The organism is Streptomyces sp. NPDC000878, from assembly GCF_053599695.1.
Genome location: NZ_JBSFMT010000126.1, coordinates 1 through 16,404, shown reverse-complemented (window position 1 = coordinate 16,404; position 16,404 = coordinate 1). Strand labels below are relative to the sequence as shown.

Below are 16,404 nucleotides of genomic sequence, written 5' to 3'. Positions count from 1 at the left end.
GGGCGCCACCAGCGCCCCGGCCGCACCCCGACCCCAAGGACCAGCGTGATCATCGCGCCCAGCGCCCTCAACGCCACCAGCGAAGCCGTCGCTCAACTCCTCGGCCCCACCTGGAACTCCCTCCCCGACAACAGCAAGAAGAAGGTCCCCCTCCACGGCGGCGCCCTTCTCACCGACACCTCCAGCGGCACCCTCACCGCCATTGGGATCCGCCCCATCTTCAACGGCACCGTCATCGCCCTCCACCTGTCCTGCACCGGCGCCGCCCTCAACACCACCACCGGGCAATGGACCACGGGCTTCTACACCTGGAACACCGCGACACCGCTGCCCACCGGGGACAGCGACCCCGCCGAGCACATCGCCACCGTCATCCGCGAGCGCCTCCTGCCCGCCGTCATCCGCAAGCCCCGCCACGTCGGCGACCAGCCCTGGAACGACGACGACGCCATGCAAGCCGAAGTCATCACCCCGCCCCCGCCCCCCAAGCCGCGCAGGACCCGCGCCAAGAAGACGACCGCCCAGAAGACCCCCGCGACCACCTGAACCCGGAGCACTCCATGCGCACCATCATCGGACAGGCCAACAAGGCCACCCTCGACCTCATCCACGACATCATCTACAACCGGCAGATCCCGGATGACGTCGACGACTCCACGATCTTCAAGATCGCCAACGGCCTGCTCAACCTGCCCACCCGCGACATCGCCCTCGCCTACATCTACCCCCTCGAAATAGGTAAGGCCCGACTCCTGTGGGAACACGCCCTCACCGTCTGCACCAGAGAAGGCCTCACCCACCTCACCCCGGCACTCCATACCCTTCGAGGATGGACCAGCTGGGTCACGGGCGACATGAAGCAGGCCGACCGCTCCCTCCATGACGCACTCGCCGCCCAACCCACCTACTCCATGGCGCAGCTGCTCCACAAGGCCATCGTCTGCTCCCTCCCGCCAGCGAGGGTGTCGAGAGCCTTTCTCCGGAACCGAGACGAGTTCGAGCGTGACGCCGACCCCGGTACCGCGCCCGAGAGCCCCGACGAGACCGAGCCCGCTCCCGGTGCCATCGCCCAAGAGGCGGCCTCGTACCGGGCGACGGAGCTTCTGATGGGACTTGGCTCCTGCACGTGCTGCACCGATGACATCGGCCGGGCGGCCTTCAACGACTCCGCGGAGCTACTGCTCCGGATCCTCGAAGCAGGCCCAACAGGAGAACAGCACCTGGTGTGCAGCATCGCGGTTGGGGACGACTCGCTCGTCTACACCCTCCACGCGACCCGGAAGCCGGACGGTGCCGTGCAGCTTGACCCGGACGAGGCCTACGGTTTCACCACCGTCCTGGCCCTCGGCCGAGCCGCCGCCCTTCCCGGCGGCCTGGTCAGTCGCACCGATGCCACCCCCGATGGCCGCGACCGCATCTACGGATGGCGACTGGCCGGGTACCGGCTTGACCCCCTCACCGCAGGCGAGATCTTCATCGCCTACTGCACCGACACCAAGACCGGCGACCTCATCTCCCCCGAGTCCAACGTCGACTACTGCGTACCGCCTCCGCTCGACGAGGACGGCCCGGCACCGGACCACACCCACTGACACCAGCCGCGCCGAGGGGCGCTCTTCGAAGGACGGAGCGCCCCTCGGCGCGTCGGCCCGGCACGAGCTGACTCACCCCGCTACCCGAATGAACAGGACCCCAGGTGCTCCCTGAACTCGAAGACGGCTGCGAAGACTGCAGCGTGCCCGCCGGCGCCTTCTGCCGCGACGACTGCCGAGGCCCGGCCTACACCGCCGAATCCGCCCGCCGGCTTGCCGAGATCCGGGCCCAACGCCGAGAGAACTCGGCCACCGCCCACGGCTGAGCGACCCAGCCGTACGCCCGATCGCGAAGGGACAACGGAACACGACGGAGGTCCTGCTCCCCAAGCTCAGGGGGCAGGACCTCCGTCGTGATGCCGCGATACTAGCCTCAGCCAAACAGCCCTGCACCGGCCGCGATTGCAGCCTGCACACCCTGATCGGCGCCAGCCCCGACAGCCGCGGGTACGACGATTCGCGTGATCGAGCGCCAGATCCGCGCACCCCGGCCAGGCTCGGCGCCTTCCCGCTCCAGGTCGTCGATCTCGTCGGCCAGGTCCTGAGCGTCCTCCTCGGAGAGGCCGAGGTTCGGCGCGACCTCGCGGAGCTGCGCGACCAGCGCCGTGAGCGCGTCCGCGTCGACACCGTGATTCGACGTCTGAGTGATGTTGCCCCCGGTGGCGAGGTTCCCGCCGGACAGATCACCGTTGACGACGTTGCTGCTGAAGTAGTTGGTAACGCTGCTGGCTGACGGCTGCTGCTGGCTGTTCATGAAGGTCCCCAAGAGCATGTGAGAGTGGGCAAAGTCTGTGCCCAGAGGAGTCGGCGCGATCCCTGTGATGACCGATGCGGATCCCGGCCCGCAGTCAACCCTGAGCAAGCCCTTCTCTTGAAGGTAGCCAACGGCGGCAAATACCTCTTCCCAGGTGACCTCCGTCCCGCAGAACCACCACTTGTCGTCGGCTGCGAAGAGCTGAAGCCGCGCCCAGCCGCCGGCCGGAGCATGCTCGTGCGCCCAACGTACGAGCGTGTTGTGGAGGTACTTCTCCCGCTCGGCGCGCGACGCTGATCTACTGCGCAGCACGTACGCGTGCTCCAGACCGCTTGTGGTCAACCTGATCAGCTTCGTGACGCCGTTGGCCTGGGTCAGCTCAGCCTTGACGTGTCCCTGGGCGAGCAGCTTCGAGATGATCGCCCCCCTTTGGGCCTCATCCAGTTCTGCGGCATGCAGGACCTGATCGGTTCCCAGGAACTCCTGGACGTCCCCGCCGGAGATGTCGAGCGCCGCCAGAAGGAACTGGTCGGCGTACGGCTCGATCGTCATGCTCGGGATCGTACTGCCGGGACGGGCAGCGACGGGTTCTGTCAGGTGAGGCCGCACCTGAGGCGGCATGGACCGGTTCCTCACCACGCGATGCCCGACCGCAGCGCCGGTGTAGGCTCGTTGGGAGACGCAGGCGCAAAGAGCGCCACAGAGGACCTCGCCCCCCGAGTGGAGGGGCGAGGTCCTTTCTGCATCGGAAGGGCGATGCGATGGTGCGTAGAACCGACACCCTTTCCGACCTGCGAATCCGCTCACAGCCCCGTAGCTGACGGTCTGTTCTGGGCCCGGATGGGGACGTTGTGGGGACGGAAGAACAGGGAAGGCCGGTGCAGGACCGGGAAGGGGCGGGAGTCGATACGCGCCTGACCTGCACGTTAGGGCTCAGCAGGGACAGGTAATGAAACGCAGGGCAAGGATCTTGCATCCTCGTAATGCGTAGGTCTCGGGTTCGAATCCCGAAGGCGGCTCTGTGGAAGCCCTAGGACTCACTCGCCGTGACCTGGGGCTTTTGCTTTTTTCGGGGCGGGTTAGGGCGTGGCGAGACGCGCGGCTGGGACGCCGTCGAGGGGCTTGCGTGAGCGATGCGTGAGCGGAGCGGTTCTGTGGGCTAGTTCTGGGGCTTCTTCCGCGCGCTCTTCTCCTTCACCTTGGTCTGGGTTCTCGCCTTCCTGGCGGTCTTGCGGGCCTACTCGACCTCGGTCCTGTGCTGGAGTGGGACCAACGCGGCGGTGGATTCCCGAAGAGGATCAGTCACTTTCTCGAGGTGCGGCCAGGAGTCGTCGTACGCTCGGCGGCCTGCTCCGGTGCTGCTGCCCTGGCCTTGAAGGACTGAGGTTCCCTCCTGCACATATTCGTGGCAGCTCTCCCCGAGGCGCCGTTTTCCGCGGTGAGTTGGGCGATGGGTTGCTGTCCAGCAGTGAGCGCAGCGCGAGCACGGGTTGTCGAGCGCAGTCCCGCACGAAGTGGCCCTCGCCGTCGCTCGGCTTCCAGCAGTTGGGGAGGCCCAGGAAGCTCCGGCGGAGGTCGAGTGCGACGGCAAGGCGATATCGATGTACACGCAAGCGTCTGGTTGCCGTGCAGGGTCTCGGCAGACCTGTCCCCACCAGGGCCACACGCCAGCTCCGCTACAGAGTGCAACCCTAGCGTTGCTGTGAATAGCTCATTTACGACGAGAAAAACTGAGACGGGTGTGTCGGGCTGTCAGTACTGAGATAATTCGTGTATGCCCAGTTCGCGATGGTCCGGAGCCGCGCAGCGTGACAGCAGTGATCCCGCCGGTGGCAGCGATCCTGCTCTTAACCGGTTGAAGACTGTGCTGGACGACTGGCGCAACTCCCTGCTCGACCTCGGCGGACGCAACCGTCTGCTGAATTTCCGCCATACGAGGACCGCGACTCTGGAGATCACGGCTCCTGGAGTCCCTGCGGTGTTGGCCGGGCTCGCTCGCGGTTGGACTTTCGCTTCCGTCGAGGACACCGAACACATTGACGGAGACGTGCCAAAGGGTGCTTCTCCGGCCGGCGGGGTGTTCTACGAGTACGACACCACCTCCGCGATTGGCGGCGCCGATCGCGCTTCCGGCCTGGTGACACAGAAGAACACGCAGTCGGGACTGGACGCGTCGCTCTACCAACTGCGCCAAAAGTCGGGCCAGATGTACAACGACTACGGCCTGTGGGTGCTCTGGCTGGGTGTCGGCATGGTGGATTGGCGGGAGGAGGGCGCAGAGGAGACGAATTCGGCTCCGCTGCTGCTCGTACCCGTGGAGCTTCGTCGGGACGGCCGACGGCAGACGCGTCTGTACCCGGCGGAGGGCCAGGACCGGATCCACAACCCCGCGCTTGCGGTCAAGCTGGAACGGCTGGGTGTCGACTGGAGTTCGGTCGCCGACTGCGACGTCGCCGATCCTGCTGCGGTCCTTGCCGCCGCCCGGGAGGTTGTGCGTGCGCAGGACGGCTGGTCGGTGGACGAGCGCCTCGTTCTCGGCCTCTTCGCCTCACACAAAGAGGCCATGTACCAGGACCTCCAACAGAACGAGGAGCGCATCCTCGCTCATCCGCTGATCCGGGCCGTCGGCCTCGGACCCGATGCGGGACTGCCCGACGAGCTGATCGGCTTCGAACCGCCCGAGCTCGACCGCATCGACGAAATCCAGCTGCCCGAACGGACTCCGCTCGTGCTGGACGCGGACTCCTCGCAACGGCAGTGCATCGCGGCCGCGCTGGACGGCCGTTCCTTCGTGATGAGTGGGCCGCCGGGTACGGGCAAGAGCCAGACGATCACCAACATGATCGCTGCGCTCATGCACGCCGGCCGTTCCGTTCTCTTCGTCAGTGAGAAGGCCGCAGCGCTCGACGTGGTCCGCAACAGGCTGCGAGGCGTCGGCCTCGGGGATTTCGTGATGGCACTGCACAGCGGTGACACCAGCAAGAAGGCTGTGGCGACGGAGCTCGAACGGGTGTTGACCACCAAGGTGCCGATCACCGGCGCAGCCGAGCACGAACTCGACCGTGCCCGCCGGCTGCGCGAGGAACTGTCTGCCTACGCGGCGGCGATGAACCAGATCCGCGAACCGCTCGGCCGTTGTCTTCACGATGTCCTGGGCCGCTTGGTCCTCCTGGAGCGGGCAGACACTCCGCAGCTCACTCTCGGTGCCAGGAGCACCGGCACGGTCCGGCAGCTTGGCGCCGGGGAGCTTCAGGCGCTGCTGGAAGCGGCTGGCACCGTCAGTCGTTCCTGGCGCCCCGCAGCGGAAGGCGACGCGTTTGTCTGGCGCGGGCTGAAGGGAGCCTCTGCTCCAACCGCGGTTCTCACTGAGGCTGCTGACGCGCTGGGAGATCTACGCACGGCAGCCGAACGCCGCCCGTTCGCGCCCACGACCCCCGAACCGCATACCGTGCACGATGTACGGCAGACCGTACGGCTTCTGGAAGCGGGACTGCCCGACCGGAACCTGGCCACGGTCAGTGGCGGGCTGTCGGACGACCTCTCCGGAAGCCTTGCCCAACTGGCCGATCTGTTCGGACTGCCCAAGCCGGAAGCCTCCCAGGCGGCATTCGACCTGCTGGAACTTGCTGATCTGGCCTCTGCGGCGACACGGCCGCCCGCGCGATGGTTCGACGAGGAAGGGCTGCGCGAGGCACATAAAGCGGCTGAGGAGTTGCGGGACGCGCTAGCTGCGCGCGGGGCGGCTCGCGCAGCAGCGGGAGACATCTTCGGTGAACAGGTGCTGCAGGCCCAAGAGTTGCCAGCCCTGGTCGAGAGATTCACTGGACAGCACCGGGGTGTTTTCGCGCGTCTGTCCGGGCAGTACAAGGCTGACCGCGAGGCAGTGGCCGGGCTCACACGCAACGGTGCCTGGGACAAGACGCTGCCCCAGCGCTTGAACGACGCCCTGGCCTGGCAGAACACTGCGGCCGAGGTCGCTCGACTGGCGATACATCACGAGGACGCGCTGGGCGGCTATGTTCCCCACGACGAGGACGAACTGCCCGCCTTGGACGCCGTGCTGACCGTGGCAGATCGCATCGCCGAACTCACTCACGTGAGCACTCACCGAGACGTCCTCACAGCCCGACTGGCCGACGGCACCGAGCCCGACTCGCTGCCGGGGCTTTTGGCCCGTGGCATTCGTGGCGTGCTGGTCGGCTGGTGCGTCGAGGCGACGCGTCGCGCCGAGCGCTGGTCCGAGTCCTCGACCGCACTGCACGACCTCTTCGAAGAGTCTCGCCAGGTTCAGTTGGCTTTTGCCCTGTTCGGTACTTTCGATCAAGCCCAGCAGGCCGTTGACGAACTTCGGACTGACCCGCGCGGCCCGGAGGAATGGCAGGCGTACCGCTCCGGGCTGGACGTTCTGGCCCAATACGGAGTCGACGAGCTCGTTTCGCGTGCTGTCGAACGAGGCATCCTGCCCGAGCAGTTGCCTGCGGTCGTGGAGCAGGCGGTGCTGAAGTGCTGGGCCGACGACCTCTTGGTCACGGACACCAGGCTCGCCATCACTCGCTCCGCGGACCTGGACGTCCGGGTGGCGGACTTCCAGAAGGCCGACCGTCGGTTGGTCGCTGCAGCCAGTGGAGCCGTGGTCGAGGCATGCAACGAGCGCCGACCGCGCCGGCTCAGCGGCGGGCCGGCCGCGGTGATCAAACGCCAAGCGGAACTGAAGCGACGACATATGCCGGTGCGGGAACTACTTGGCCAAACCCGTGAAGTTGTCCGGATCATCAAGCCGTGCTTCATGATGAGCCCGCTCACGGTGAGTCAGTTCCTGCCCGCTGACTACCACTTCGACGTAGTCATCTTCGACGAGGCGTCACAGGTTCGCCCCGCCGACGCGGTCAACTGCGTATACAGGGCAGACTCTCTGATCGTGGCCGGCGACGAGAAGCAGCTGCCACCTACCTCCTTCTTCGACGCGGCGGTCGAAGATGACTCCGACGAGTACGACGAAGACGTACCCGACACCTTCGAGTCGCTGTTGCATGCCTGCAAGGCGGGTGCCCTCAGAGAGCTGTCCCTGCGCTGGCACTACCGCAGCCGTCACGAGGACCTGATCACGTTCAGCAACAAGTCCTTCTACGGCAATTCCATGGTGACCTTCCCGGGAGCCCTGGACCACGGCAACGACATCGGCGTCGAGTTCTTCCCCACACAGGGCGTGTACGACCGGGGCGGCCGCCGAGACAACCGCGCGGAGGCGGAGTTCGTCGCCCGGCGGGTCATCCATCACTTCGACACACGCCCCAGCCGCACCCTGGGTGTCGTCGCCCTCTCGCAGGCCCAGGCGGCGGCCATCGACCAGGCTGTCCAGCAGGCCAGGTTGCTCCGCCCCGACCTGGACCACTGCTTCACCGAGGATCGGCTCGACGGGTTCTTCGTCAAGAACCTCGAATCCGTACAGGGCGACGAGCGCGACGTCATGATCATGTCGATCGGGTATGGCCCCGACGAACACCGCAAGTTCGGCACGAACTTCGGGCCGATCAACAAAGGGGGTGGTTGGCGGCGTCTCAATGTCGCTGTTACCCGGGCGCGCTTCCGTATGGAGGTCGTCGCGTCCTTCCGGAGCAGCGGCCTGGCCGACAGCGCGAACGAGAGTGTTCAGCACCTCAAGCGGTATCTCGAGTATGCGGAGAACGGCCACGCAGTCCTCGCGCAGGACGTGACGCAGGCCGACGCCGAGCCGGACAGCCCATTCGAGGAGTCGGTCCTGGAGGTGCTGCGCGACTGGGGCTATCGGGTGCAGCCGCAGGTCGGCGTAGCGGGATATCGCATCGACATCGGCTTGCGTCATCCGCAGTTCCCCGGCACCTACGCCCTCGGCATCGAATGCGACGGCGCGATGTATCACTCGTCCAGGACGGCTCGGGATCGCGACCGACTGCGGGAAGAGGTGCTTGCCGGTTTGGGCTGGCGACTGCACCGCATCTGGGGCACCGACTGGTATCGGGGCAGGGCCGCAGCCGAGCTGAGACTGCGCGAGGCAGTCGAGCTGGCGGTCGAACGGGGACCGATGTCGGGGGCCGCCTCGACGGATCCAAGGACAGGCCCGACGGTGGTCGCCGAGCGCGACAACGTGGGGGACGCCTCGGGCACCAGGGAGGCTGCGCCGCTCAACGGCATTTCGGCCGCGCCCGATACTCCGGAACCGGGGAACTACACGCATCCGACAGACGCCGCAGACCATGAGCGCGTCCCGGTCGACTCCGAGCCCGACCGCCCATGGAGCTCCCTGTATGAGGCGTGCGAGATGACGGTGCCCTCACCGTACGAACTGCACATGCCGGAGGCCCGCCCCGCGCTCCGCACGCTTCTGAACAGAATCATCGGCATCGAGGGCCCCATCCACGAGGAGCTGTTGGTGCAGCGAGCCAGGGAAGCGTGGGGTGTTGCCCGGGCGGGCAACAGGATCCGCGACAACGTACGGGAAGTGGTGCGCGGTCTCGTCCGCTCGGGGCAGGTCGCCGTCGACGGCTCCTTCTTGGATGTGGCAGGCCGGGAAGAACTGGATGCTCGTGTTCCAGGGGAAGGTGACACTCCGCGCAAGGCCGCGCACATTGCTCCGGTTGAACGGCAGCTGGCGCTGTACGAACTCGCTGCGGAGTGCCCGGGCACGTCCCGCGACGAACTGGTTCGGCACGCGGGTGAGTTCTTCGGCTGGCGCCGCATGGGCCGGGATATCCGCAGCTTCCTGGACTCCGACATCGACGAACTGCTTCGGACAGGCAGACTGAGAGAGACGAACGGGCAGATCACAGCGGTTGGGTGACGGAGACCGAGGCGGCCTGGAAGGGCCGCCACTTCATGTCCGGGACGGCTGCTGGAGGATCCCGGCATGCTTAGTCTTCGGGCTCGCAGGGGCTTCGAGATCCCAGGCCGGACGCCTACGGAACTGGAATTTCCGGGACATGGTGCGTCACCGGGCCAGGGTGCCGTGGGATGGCTCGCGTGAGCGGAAAGCCCTGGGCGCTACAAGGTCGGCCTACTCCTCTTGGTCTTCTTCTTCGCCTTGGCCCGGCCTTTCGCCTTTTCCTTGGCCTTCTTGGCGGCCTTGCGGGCGGCCTTCTCTTCCTCGGCCCTGCGCTGAAGGGGAACCAGCTTGGCGGTGGCCTCGGCGGCGTTCTTGCCGACTTGGGGCAGGACGCTCTGGTAGATGTCCCGCGTGATGCGGGTGTCGCTGTGACCGAGGGTGTCCGACACGATCTTGATGTCGATGTCGGCTGCCAGCATGAGGGTCGCCGCACCGTGGCGCAGGTCGTGCAGCCGGATCGGCGGGAGGCCGGAAGCGGCTACGAGTCGCTCGAAGAGATCGGTCACCCTGCCGGGGTGGAGCCAGGAGCCATCCTCCTGGGTGAAGACGTGACCGGTGTCCACCCAGGCTGAGCCCCATTCCTCGCGGGCCATCTCCTGGCGTTCGCGGTGCCGCTTGAGGACGTTGACGGTGTCGTCGTCGAGCGCAACCACGCGGTAGCCGCTGTCCGTCTTGGGATCGGATGCCTCGACCTCCCAGCCGTCTTGGACGAGCTGCGAGGAGACCGTGAGGGAGTGAGTGTCGAGGTTCGTCTCCGACCACGGCTGTCCGCATGCCTCGCCCCGTCGCAGGCCGCGGAAGGCGATCAGGTGCCACATCGCGTACAGCCGGTCCTCGGCGACGAAGTCGAGGAAGGCGCCGGTCTGTTGAGGCGTCCAGACCATCACGGGCGATGGCTTCTCGCCGGTCTGCTCCCACTTGGCGACCCGCTCGTCCGTCCACACCAGGGCTTTCGGCTTGCGTACGGGGTCGATCTCGACGTGGGCGGCCGGGTTGAACATGAGGATCTGCTGCCCGATCGCGTCGTTCAGGGACGCGCGGAGCGTCGCTTTGACGTGCAGACGTGTGGCGGGGCCGGTGATGCGACGGAAGGGAGGCATCTCGTCGATCGCTGCCTTCATGGCCTTGCGGCGGGCGCGGTTCTCCTCGCCTTTCCAGGGCACCGTTGCCAACTCGTCGATCGCAGATCGTCGTTGGGCGTTGTCCTCCAGGGTCTGGGCGTTGGCATCGCGGATGTCCGTGAACATCTCGCTGAGGTGGCTGACGCGGAGGCGGTCGAGGCGCCGGTGTCCGATGTGTGGCTTCAGGTGCACGCGGACATCGGTCTCGTAGCGGTTCAGACCGGACTTGCGTATGCGCTTGCCCGCCAGCCACCGGTCGAGCCACTCGCTCACGGTCAGGCTGCCGATCAGGTCTTGGCCGGCGTTGAGGCGCCGCCTCGTTTCCTCGACGTCGGGTAGGGGAGCCTTCTCGCGGCTGACTTCCGCCAGCATGACGGCGATCAGCTCGGTGCCCTCGGGGTCGTCCGACTCGGCCAGCCCCAGCAGGGCGCGTACGTGGTCGAGGTCAGCTTGGGCGGCCTTGCGGCTGTCGTAGCCGCCACGGGCGAAGGACCTGCGACTGCCGTCCTCACGGGGCGGCAGCTCCTGGCGTACGGAGTAGGTGCAGTGGTTCCTGCTGTTGCGCTTGGGGCAGGACGTGCCGAACTCCTTGCCGGTCTTCGGGTCGCGGCAGGAACAGCGGCGGTAGGTGGAGCCCTTCAAAAATCATTCTCCTCGGTGGTGTCGGTATCCGGTGGATCGATGTCGGCGAGTGGCGAGGGCAGGTGGGGTGGAGTACCGCCGCCTTCGCGGATGGCGTCGCGGTGGCGGCGCAGCTCTTGCTTGGCGTTGGCGGCCTGGTCGGCGTACCGGGCCAAGGCGCGCTCGGCCGCTTCACGCTGGACGCGGTTGGCGGCGGTCTTCACCTTCCAGCGCTCGTAGTCCTCGCTTTCCACGGCTGCCAGGGCTGAGCGGAGTTCGAGGTCGTGGGCCAGGAAGTGGTCGAGCATGTAGTCGGTGGCGTCATGAGCAGCCGAGCTGCCGGTGAACCACTGCAGGGCGTCCCAGGTCGGTCGCGGGTCCTCGTAGGGGAGTTGGCGGACTTGCGCGGTGTAGCCGACGGGGTAGATCAGGCTGATCGGAGACATACGCAGGGCCTTCGCAAGGACCATGACCTCGACCAGGGCCAGGCTGGCGCGGCGGCCGGACTCCATGTTGGCGATCACGTTGCGGGGGATCGGATAGCCGATGTCCTCGCACTTGTCGGCGAGATCCTGTGCGCTCCACCCCAGTTCCTTCCGTCGTCTGCGGACCTCGCCGGCCACGGTGGCCATGACGTGGTCCTCCCATTCGAGGTCGTCGGCCTCGGTGTCCTTCTCATATCCATGGTCGGAACGGTGTTGTGTCATGAAGACACATTAACTTGCCTACCGTTGATTCCATGGCCTGGAGACGAACGCGATCGCCGTGTTCGCCGAGGGCTCAGTCATGGATGGAGCGCGTATGCGCGAGAACGAACCCGCCGACCGAGCGAAGGGCATGCGCCGCGAGGAGCTGCTGGAGCTTCCCGCTGCCGTTGACCTGGAGACGGGCAATCGGGCTTTGGGGCTGGGGCGGAGCAAGGGGTACGAGCTGGCGAAGCGCGGCCAGTACCCGTGCAAGGTGCTGCGGCTGGGCAACGCCTACCGGGTGGTCACCGCGGAGCTGCTGGCCCTGCTGGGCCTGGCCGCGTGAGAGCGGGGAGCCGTAGCAGACCATTCTGCGCTGAGCTGACACAGAAACGCTGGACTGTGACGGGGCGTGGACGTACTGTCCGTGTTCCCTCGCGGTGCCCGAGCGCCCACGAGAAGGGGGAGAGCCTCCGGCGGTGCAACGCCGGAGGCCCGATGACTCCCCATCAATCCGATGCGAACCGACCCGGCGGACAGGGCATGAAACCCCGCCACCGCCAGAGGAGCCGCCCAGTGCCACCTGAGAACCCCGAGCCCTATTCCACCCCCGCCAAGGCGACCTGGCCCACCACCGCCATACCCGGTCAGCCCGGCGCCCACCTGCGTGCCACGCAGGCTAACGACACCGATCCGGACCTGAGCGATGATGCGCGCGCCCGCAGCGCCGACGAGGCGGAGACGCCGAGCGGCCTGGAGGCGATACCCGATGCGGAGCCGACTCTCGGCTCGAAGCTGCTGGGCGAACTGCGCGGGCAGATCGCCCAGTTCGTGATCCCGCCCTCGCCCGAGGCCCTCGACGCGATCACCTTGTGGGTGGTGGCGACGCACCTGCAGCCCGCGTGGCAGCACGCCCCGCGCCTGGCGGTGGTGGGCCCGGCGAAGCGGTGCGGCAAGTCGCGTCTCCTCGACGTGCTGACCGAGACGGTCCACGAGCCGATGCTCACCATCAACACCACACCGGCGGCGATCTTCCGGTCGATCACCGAGGAGAACCCGCCCACGCTTCTGGTGGACGAGGCGGACACCATCTTCGGCACCCCGAAAATGGCCGAGAAGAATGAGGAGATGCGTGGCCTGCTCAATGCAGGCCACCAGCGAGGGCGGTACGTGACCCGGGTCGTCGGCAACGACCACACCCCGCACCGCTTCGCGACCTTCGCCATGGCGGCCATCGCGGGGATCGGTGACCTGCCCGACACGGTCATGGACCGGGCGGTGGTGATCCGCATGCGGCGCCGGGCCCAGGGCGAGAAGGTCAAGCCCTTCCGCTCCCGCCGCGACATCCCGGTCCTGCATGATCTGCGCGACCGCATCGCTGCCTGGGCCAGGCCGCTACTGGACGAGGCCGCAACCCTGGAGCCGGAGATGCCAGTGGAAGACCGTGCCGCGGACACCTGGGAGCCCCTGGTCATCGTCGCCGACCTGGCCGGCGGGCGCTGGCCCCGGCTGGCGCGGGTCGCGTGTGCGCGGATGGTCGCCGCCGAAGTGGCGGCCGAGGAGGACCACCCGAGCGGGGCGAGGATCCTCGCCGACATCCGCCGGGTCTTCTACGCCCAGCGCGAGGTGGACAGCCTGTCCACCGAGGAACTCCTCCACCACCTGCGTCAGGACCCCGAGGCTCCGTGGGCGGAGTGGGGGCGCGGCGGCCTGACCGCCCGTGAACTGGGCAGGGTGCTCCGCGAGTTCGAGATCGCACCTGGCAACGTGCGGATGGCCGACCGGACCCAGCGCAAGGGCTACATGCGCAACAAGTTCCTCGACGCCTGGCGCCGGTACTGCCCCACCGTCCACTCAGTGGACACTCAGGCGGCCCGCCCGGTGACCCACTTGACGTTCACTGAGTGAACGCTCCGCCCGGCGAGCTCGACGCGGGCTGAACCCCGCCCCCCTTGTTGCCGTACTTGCCGTCCCTGCCGTGATCTCGCAGGTCAAACGGCATGCAGCCAAGACGGGAACCGGGGCCAAGACGGTAAAGCGATCGGCAATCGCAGCCTGCCGCCGAGACGCTGCCCGCATCCGTCTTGCGCCGTCCCCTGCCGTCCTGCCGTATCAGTGCAGGTCGCAGCACCGCCCTCTGGGACGGAAGGCGCAACGCCTCCGTCCCGCCTCGGGGCACCGCCCACCCAGAACCAGGCCCGCCAGGATGCGCCGACGTCTTGTTCCGACTCGGAACAAGACGTCGGCGGCACCCGCCAGGACGGAGAGCCGAGGCGGTTGCCGTACCTGCTCTGACCTGCGCTTGCAACGGCCAAGACGGCAAAGACGCACCACGCCACTACCCCAGGAGTACCCCGCTTGAGGATCCCTCTCATATCCCGTCGCCGAGACCGCCTGCCGCTGGACGACCAGCCCGGTCAGGAGCAACCAGCGAAGACGAAGCTCACTGCGGAGCAGTACGTGCTCCGCACGGCCGGCATCGTCATCGTGGCCCTTACCGCCGGTGCGTTCTGGCTCTCCTACGCCCACCTGGCCGACGTCGCCGCCCAGCACGGACTCCGAGACTCGCCGACCCGCCGATGGGCGTGGCCCGCGACGCTGGACGCGTTCATCGTCGCGGGCGAGCTGCTCATGCTTCGCGCGGGCCTGCGCCGCGTCACCGACCCATGGGCCATCGGCGTCACCGCCATCGGATCATTCGGCTCCATCGGGCTCAACGTGGCCGGGGTGACCGGCACTCGCGAAGTCAGCAGTGTCCCGTTGCTCGACTACGTGGTTGCCGCGGTTCCCCCGGCTGCCGCGATGGTGGCCTTCGGCGTGCTGATGCGGCAGATTCACGAGCTCGTCGCGGAGCCTGTCGACTACTCGGGCCCTGATTCAGCGCAGGTGCCGGAACCACCGGCCACCACATCCGTCCAGCCCGCCGAAACATCGGCCATCGCGGTCGGCCAGTCTGCCGGGGCTCCGGCCGGGCGGGTCCGGTCTGCCGGTCTGCTGGTTGCGCCCGGCCAGAGCACTGGGCTGCCGGTCGCCGTATCCGTCCAGTCGCCGGAATCGCCCGCCTCTGCTGCCGCGGGCAAGTTGCGCGGCGGTCGTCCGCCCGGCGCCCCACTCCAGGTACTCGTGGAGATCGGCCGGGCTGCTGCCGCTGAGCAGGGCAAGCTCACCCGGGCCGTCGTCCGAACGGCGATTGAGGACAAGGGACTGACGGTTGGCAGCAAGCGGCTGACCGAAGTGATGGACACCCTCCGGGCCGAGCCCGAAGCCCCCGCCGAGACCGATCGGTCTGGCGGCTGACCGGAACCGCTGCCGGGTGACCGGAACCCTTCCGTTCACCGGGCCCGCCGGTCACCGCCCCGCGTAACGCGCCATCGTCCACACCTGTGGATGAGGCGGTGTCTGCCTGAACTGTGTCTGACCTTGCTGTTGGCACGTACACCTTCCCTGCCCCTCTCTGGAGAACCCCCGATGAGGCACGATCCTCTCCACCCCGAGAACGCTTCCGACGAGCCGCTACTGCTGACGAAGTCCCCTACGCTGATGGATCGTTGGCGCCGCGCGTTCGGACGACCTGCTCCTGGCGGAGCCAGTAGTACCCCGAGTCCGACTCATGGCCGGACTTCGGGGGTCTCCGCCCCGGGGGTGGCGGAGACGGCCCAACACCAGGGGGCGCCGGACCAGGAGTTCGGGGCCGAGGGCGGCCCCGACTCGGACACGCTCCACGCCGTCCAGCGTGAAGTACTCCATCCCGCCCGCTCCGCCGAGACCGCCGCCGGCGAGCCCGCTGTGCAGAGCGTGCAGCCCATGATCCGCCGCTTCACCGGCACCAAGCGCGTCGTCCGCGTCGGCCCTCTGCGTTTCACCGGCGACGAGCACACGCTGCTCCAGGAGGCAGCCGCCGAGCACGGCTATAAAGGCGACTCCGGATTCGCCGCTGATATCGTCCTCGCCTTCGTCGCCGGCAGGTTCACCGCCAACTTGCCCCTGTCCGAGGACCGCCGCCGCACGCACATCTTCCGCGCCCAGGTCCTGCGCGAACTCAACCGGATCGGCGTCAACGTCAACCAGATCGCCCGCGCCCTCAACAGCGACCACACCCCACCCGACATCCGCCAGCGCCTCACCGGACTCCACGACCTGCTGGAGCTGATCGCCGAAGCCCTGCGCCAGCCCGTCGACCCTGAGACGGAGGCGTCCGCGTGATCGCCGCCATCAAACAGGCCGGTTCCAACACCCGGGGCCTGCTTGCCTACCTCTACGGCCCCGGCCGCCAGGACGAACACCTCGATCCACACATCGTGGCGGGGTTCGCGATGCTCGGCATGCCCGACCCAGGCCGCGACGAGAACGCCACCCTCACCGAATTGGCCCGCCATCTCGACGAGCCTGTCCGGCTGCGCAACAGCGAGTTCGGCAAGAAGGTCACCGACCACGTCTGGCACTGCCCCGTCCGCGCCGCCCCCGAAGACCGCTACCTCTCCGACGCCGAGTGGGGCGAGATCGCCCAGCGCATCGTCGAGGCGGCCGGCATCGCACCCGCCGGTGACGACTTGGCCTGCCGCTGGATCGCCGTACGCCACGCGGACGACCACATCCATATCCTCGCCACCACCGTCCGCGAAGACGGCCGCCGCCCCAAACTCCACGACAGCGGCCTCCGCGTCGGCGACGCATGCCTGGCTTCGTAGGTGACGGTGGACTCCACTTGTAGGTCAGTTCTGACTCCACCCGGCGCCTGGGGGACCTGATTTTGTAGGTGAGAAATGACTCC

General features: G+C 67.6%; 10 protein-coding genes and 1 pseudogene. 8 read left to right on the top strand and 3 right to left on the bottom strand.

Annotation, left to right across the window (positions count from 1 at the left end; genetic code table 11):
- Both ACWDR4_RS48160 and ACWDR4_RS48155 read left to right on the top strand, forming a co-directional pair.
- A partial coding sequence (locus ACWDR4_RS48160) for a hypothetical protein (RefSeq protein WP_450418300.1) occupies positions 1–546 on the top strand: 546 nt, incomplete at its 5' end.
- Positions 432–1,592: a DUF4192 family protein gene (locus ACWDR4_RS48155; RefSeq protein WP_450418303.1), complete on the top strand. Its 1,161-nt coding sequence runs from the start codon at positions 432–434 to the stop codon at positions 1,590–1,592. The genes ACWDR4_RS48160 and ACWDR4_RS48155, both read left to right, overlap by 115 nt.
- A 373-nt stretch (positions 1,593–1,965) precedes the next feature.
- Here the strand turns inward: ACWDR4_RS48155 and ACWDR4_RS48150 are convergent, their stop codons facing one another.
- Positions 1,966–2,898, bottom strand: coding sequence for a hypothetical protein (locus tag ACWDR4_RS48150; protein ID WP_450418299.1), 933 nt, complete (start codon positions 2,896–2,898; stop codon positions 1,966–1,968).
- Between the two features lie 1,222 nt (positions 2,899–4,120).
- Between ACWDR4_RS48150 and ACWDR4_RS48145 the strand changes: the two genes are divergently transcribed.
- Positions 4,121–9,163 (top strand): DUF3320 domain-containing protein, encoded by a 5,043-nt coding sequence (locus ACWDR4_RS48145; RefSeq protein WP_450418297.1) that lies wholly within the window; start codon positions 4,121–4,123, stop codon positions 9,161–9,163.
- A 200-nt stretch (positions 9,164–9,363) separates the two neighbouring features.
- Here the strand turns inward: ACWDR4_RS48145 and ACWDR4_RS48140 are convergent, their stop codons facing one another.
- Entirely contained in the window at positions 9,364–10,968 is a 1,605-nt protein-coding gene (locus tag ACWDR4_RS48140; protein ID WP_450418295.1) for a tyrosine-type recombinase/integrase, read from the bottom strand.
- The gene (locus ACWDR4_RS48135; RefSeq protein WP_450418294.1) at positions 10,965–11,654 is read right to left on the bottom strand and encodes a helix-turn-helix domain-containing protein; all 690 of its coding nucleotides are present in this window, start codon (positions 11,652–11,654) and stop codon (positions 10,965–10,967) included. The genes ACWDR4_RS48140 and ACWDR4_RS48135 overlap by 4 nt, the downstream gene beginning before the upstream one ends.
- Positions 11,655–11,748: 94 nt before the next feature.
- On the opposite strand from ACWDR4_RS48135, the gene ACWDR4_RS48130 reads away from it, so the two are divergent.
- The 5 genes and pseudogenes from ACWDR4_RS48130 to ACWDR4_RS48110 all read left to right on the top strand — a co-directional run.
- Entirely contained in the window at positions 11,749–11,979 is a 231-nt protein-coding gene (locus ACWDR4_RS48130) for a hypothetical protein (RefSeq protein ID WP_450418293.1), read from the top strand.
- 230 nt (positions 11,980–12,209) lie between these two features.
- Positions 12,210–13,541, top strand: a complete 1,332-nt coding sequence (locus ACWDR4_RS48125) for a DUF3631 domain-containing protein (protein ID WP_450418291.1) — start codon at positions 12,210–12,212, stop codon at positions 13,539–13,541.
- A 552-nt stretch (positions 13,542–14,093) separates the two neighbouring features.
- Positions 14,094–14,930 (top strand): DUF2637 domain-containing protein, encoded by an 837-nt coding sequence (locus ACWDR4_RS48120; protein WP_450418302.1) that lies wholly within the window; start codon positions 14,094–14,096, stop codon positions 14,928–14,930.
- 345 nt (positions 14,931–15,275) lie between these two features.
- A complete protein-coding gene (locus ACWDR4_RS48115) occupies positions 15,276–15,836 on the top strand; it encodes a MobC family plasmid mobilization relaxosome protein (protein ID WP_450418290.1) in 561 nt (186 codons plus the stop codon).
- Positions 15,833–16,309 (top strand): annotated as a pseudogene (locus tag ACWDR4_RS48110) (relaxase/mobilization nuclease domain-containing protein); the annotation flags it as partial. The gene ACWDR4_RS48115 and the pseudogene ACWDR4_RS48110, both read left to right, overlap by 4 nt.
- Between the last annotated feature and the right edge of the window lie 95 nt (positions 16,310–16,404).

Coding starts and splice junctions, on each gene's coding strand:
- ACWDR4_RS48135 (WP_450418294.1), bottom strand. CDS start 11,654: ATGACACAACACCGTTCCGACCATGGATATGAGAAGGACACCGAGGCC.
- ACWDR4_RS48130 (WP_450418293.1), top strand. CDS start 11,749: ATGCGCGAGAACGAACCCGCCGACCGAGCGAAGGGCATGCGCCGCGAG.
- ACWDR4_RS48145 (WP_450418297.1), top strand. CDS start 4,121: ATGCCCAGTTCGCGATGGTCCGGAGCCGCGCAGCGTGACAGCAGTGAT.
- ACWDR4_RS48150 (WP_450418299.1), bottom strand. CDS start 2,898: ATGACGATCGAGCCGTACGCCGACCAGTTCCTTCTGGCGGCGCTCGAC.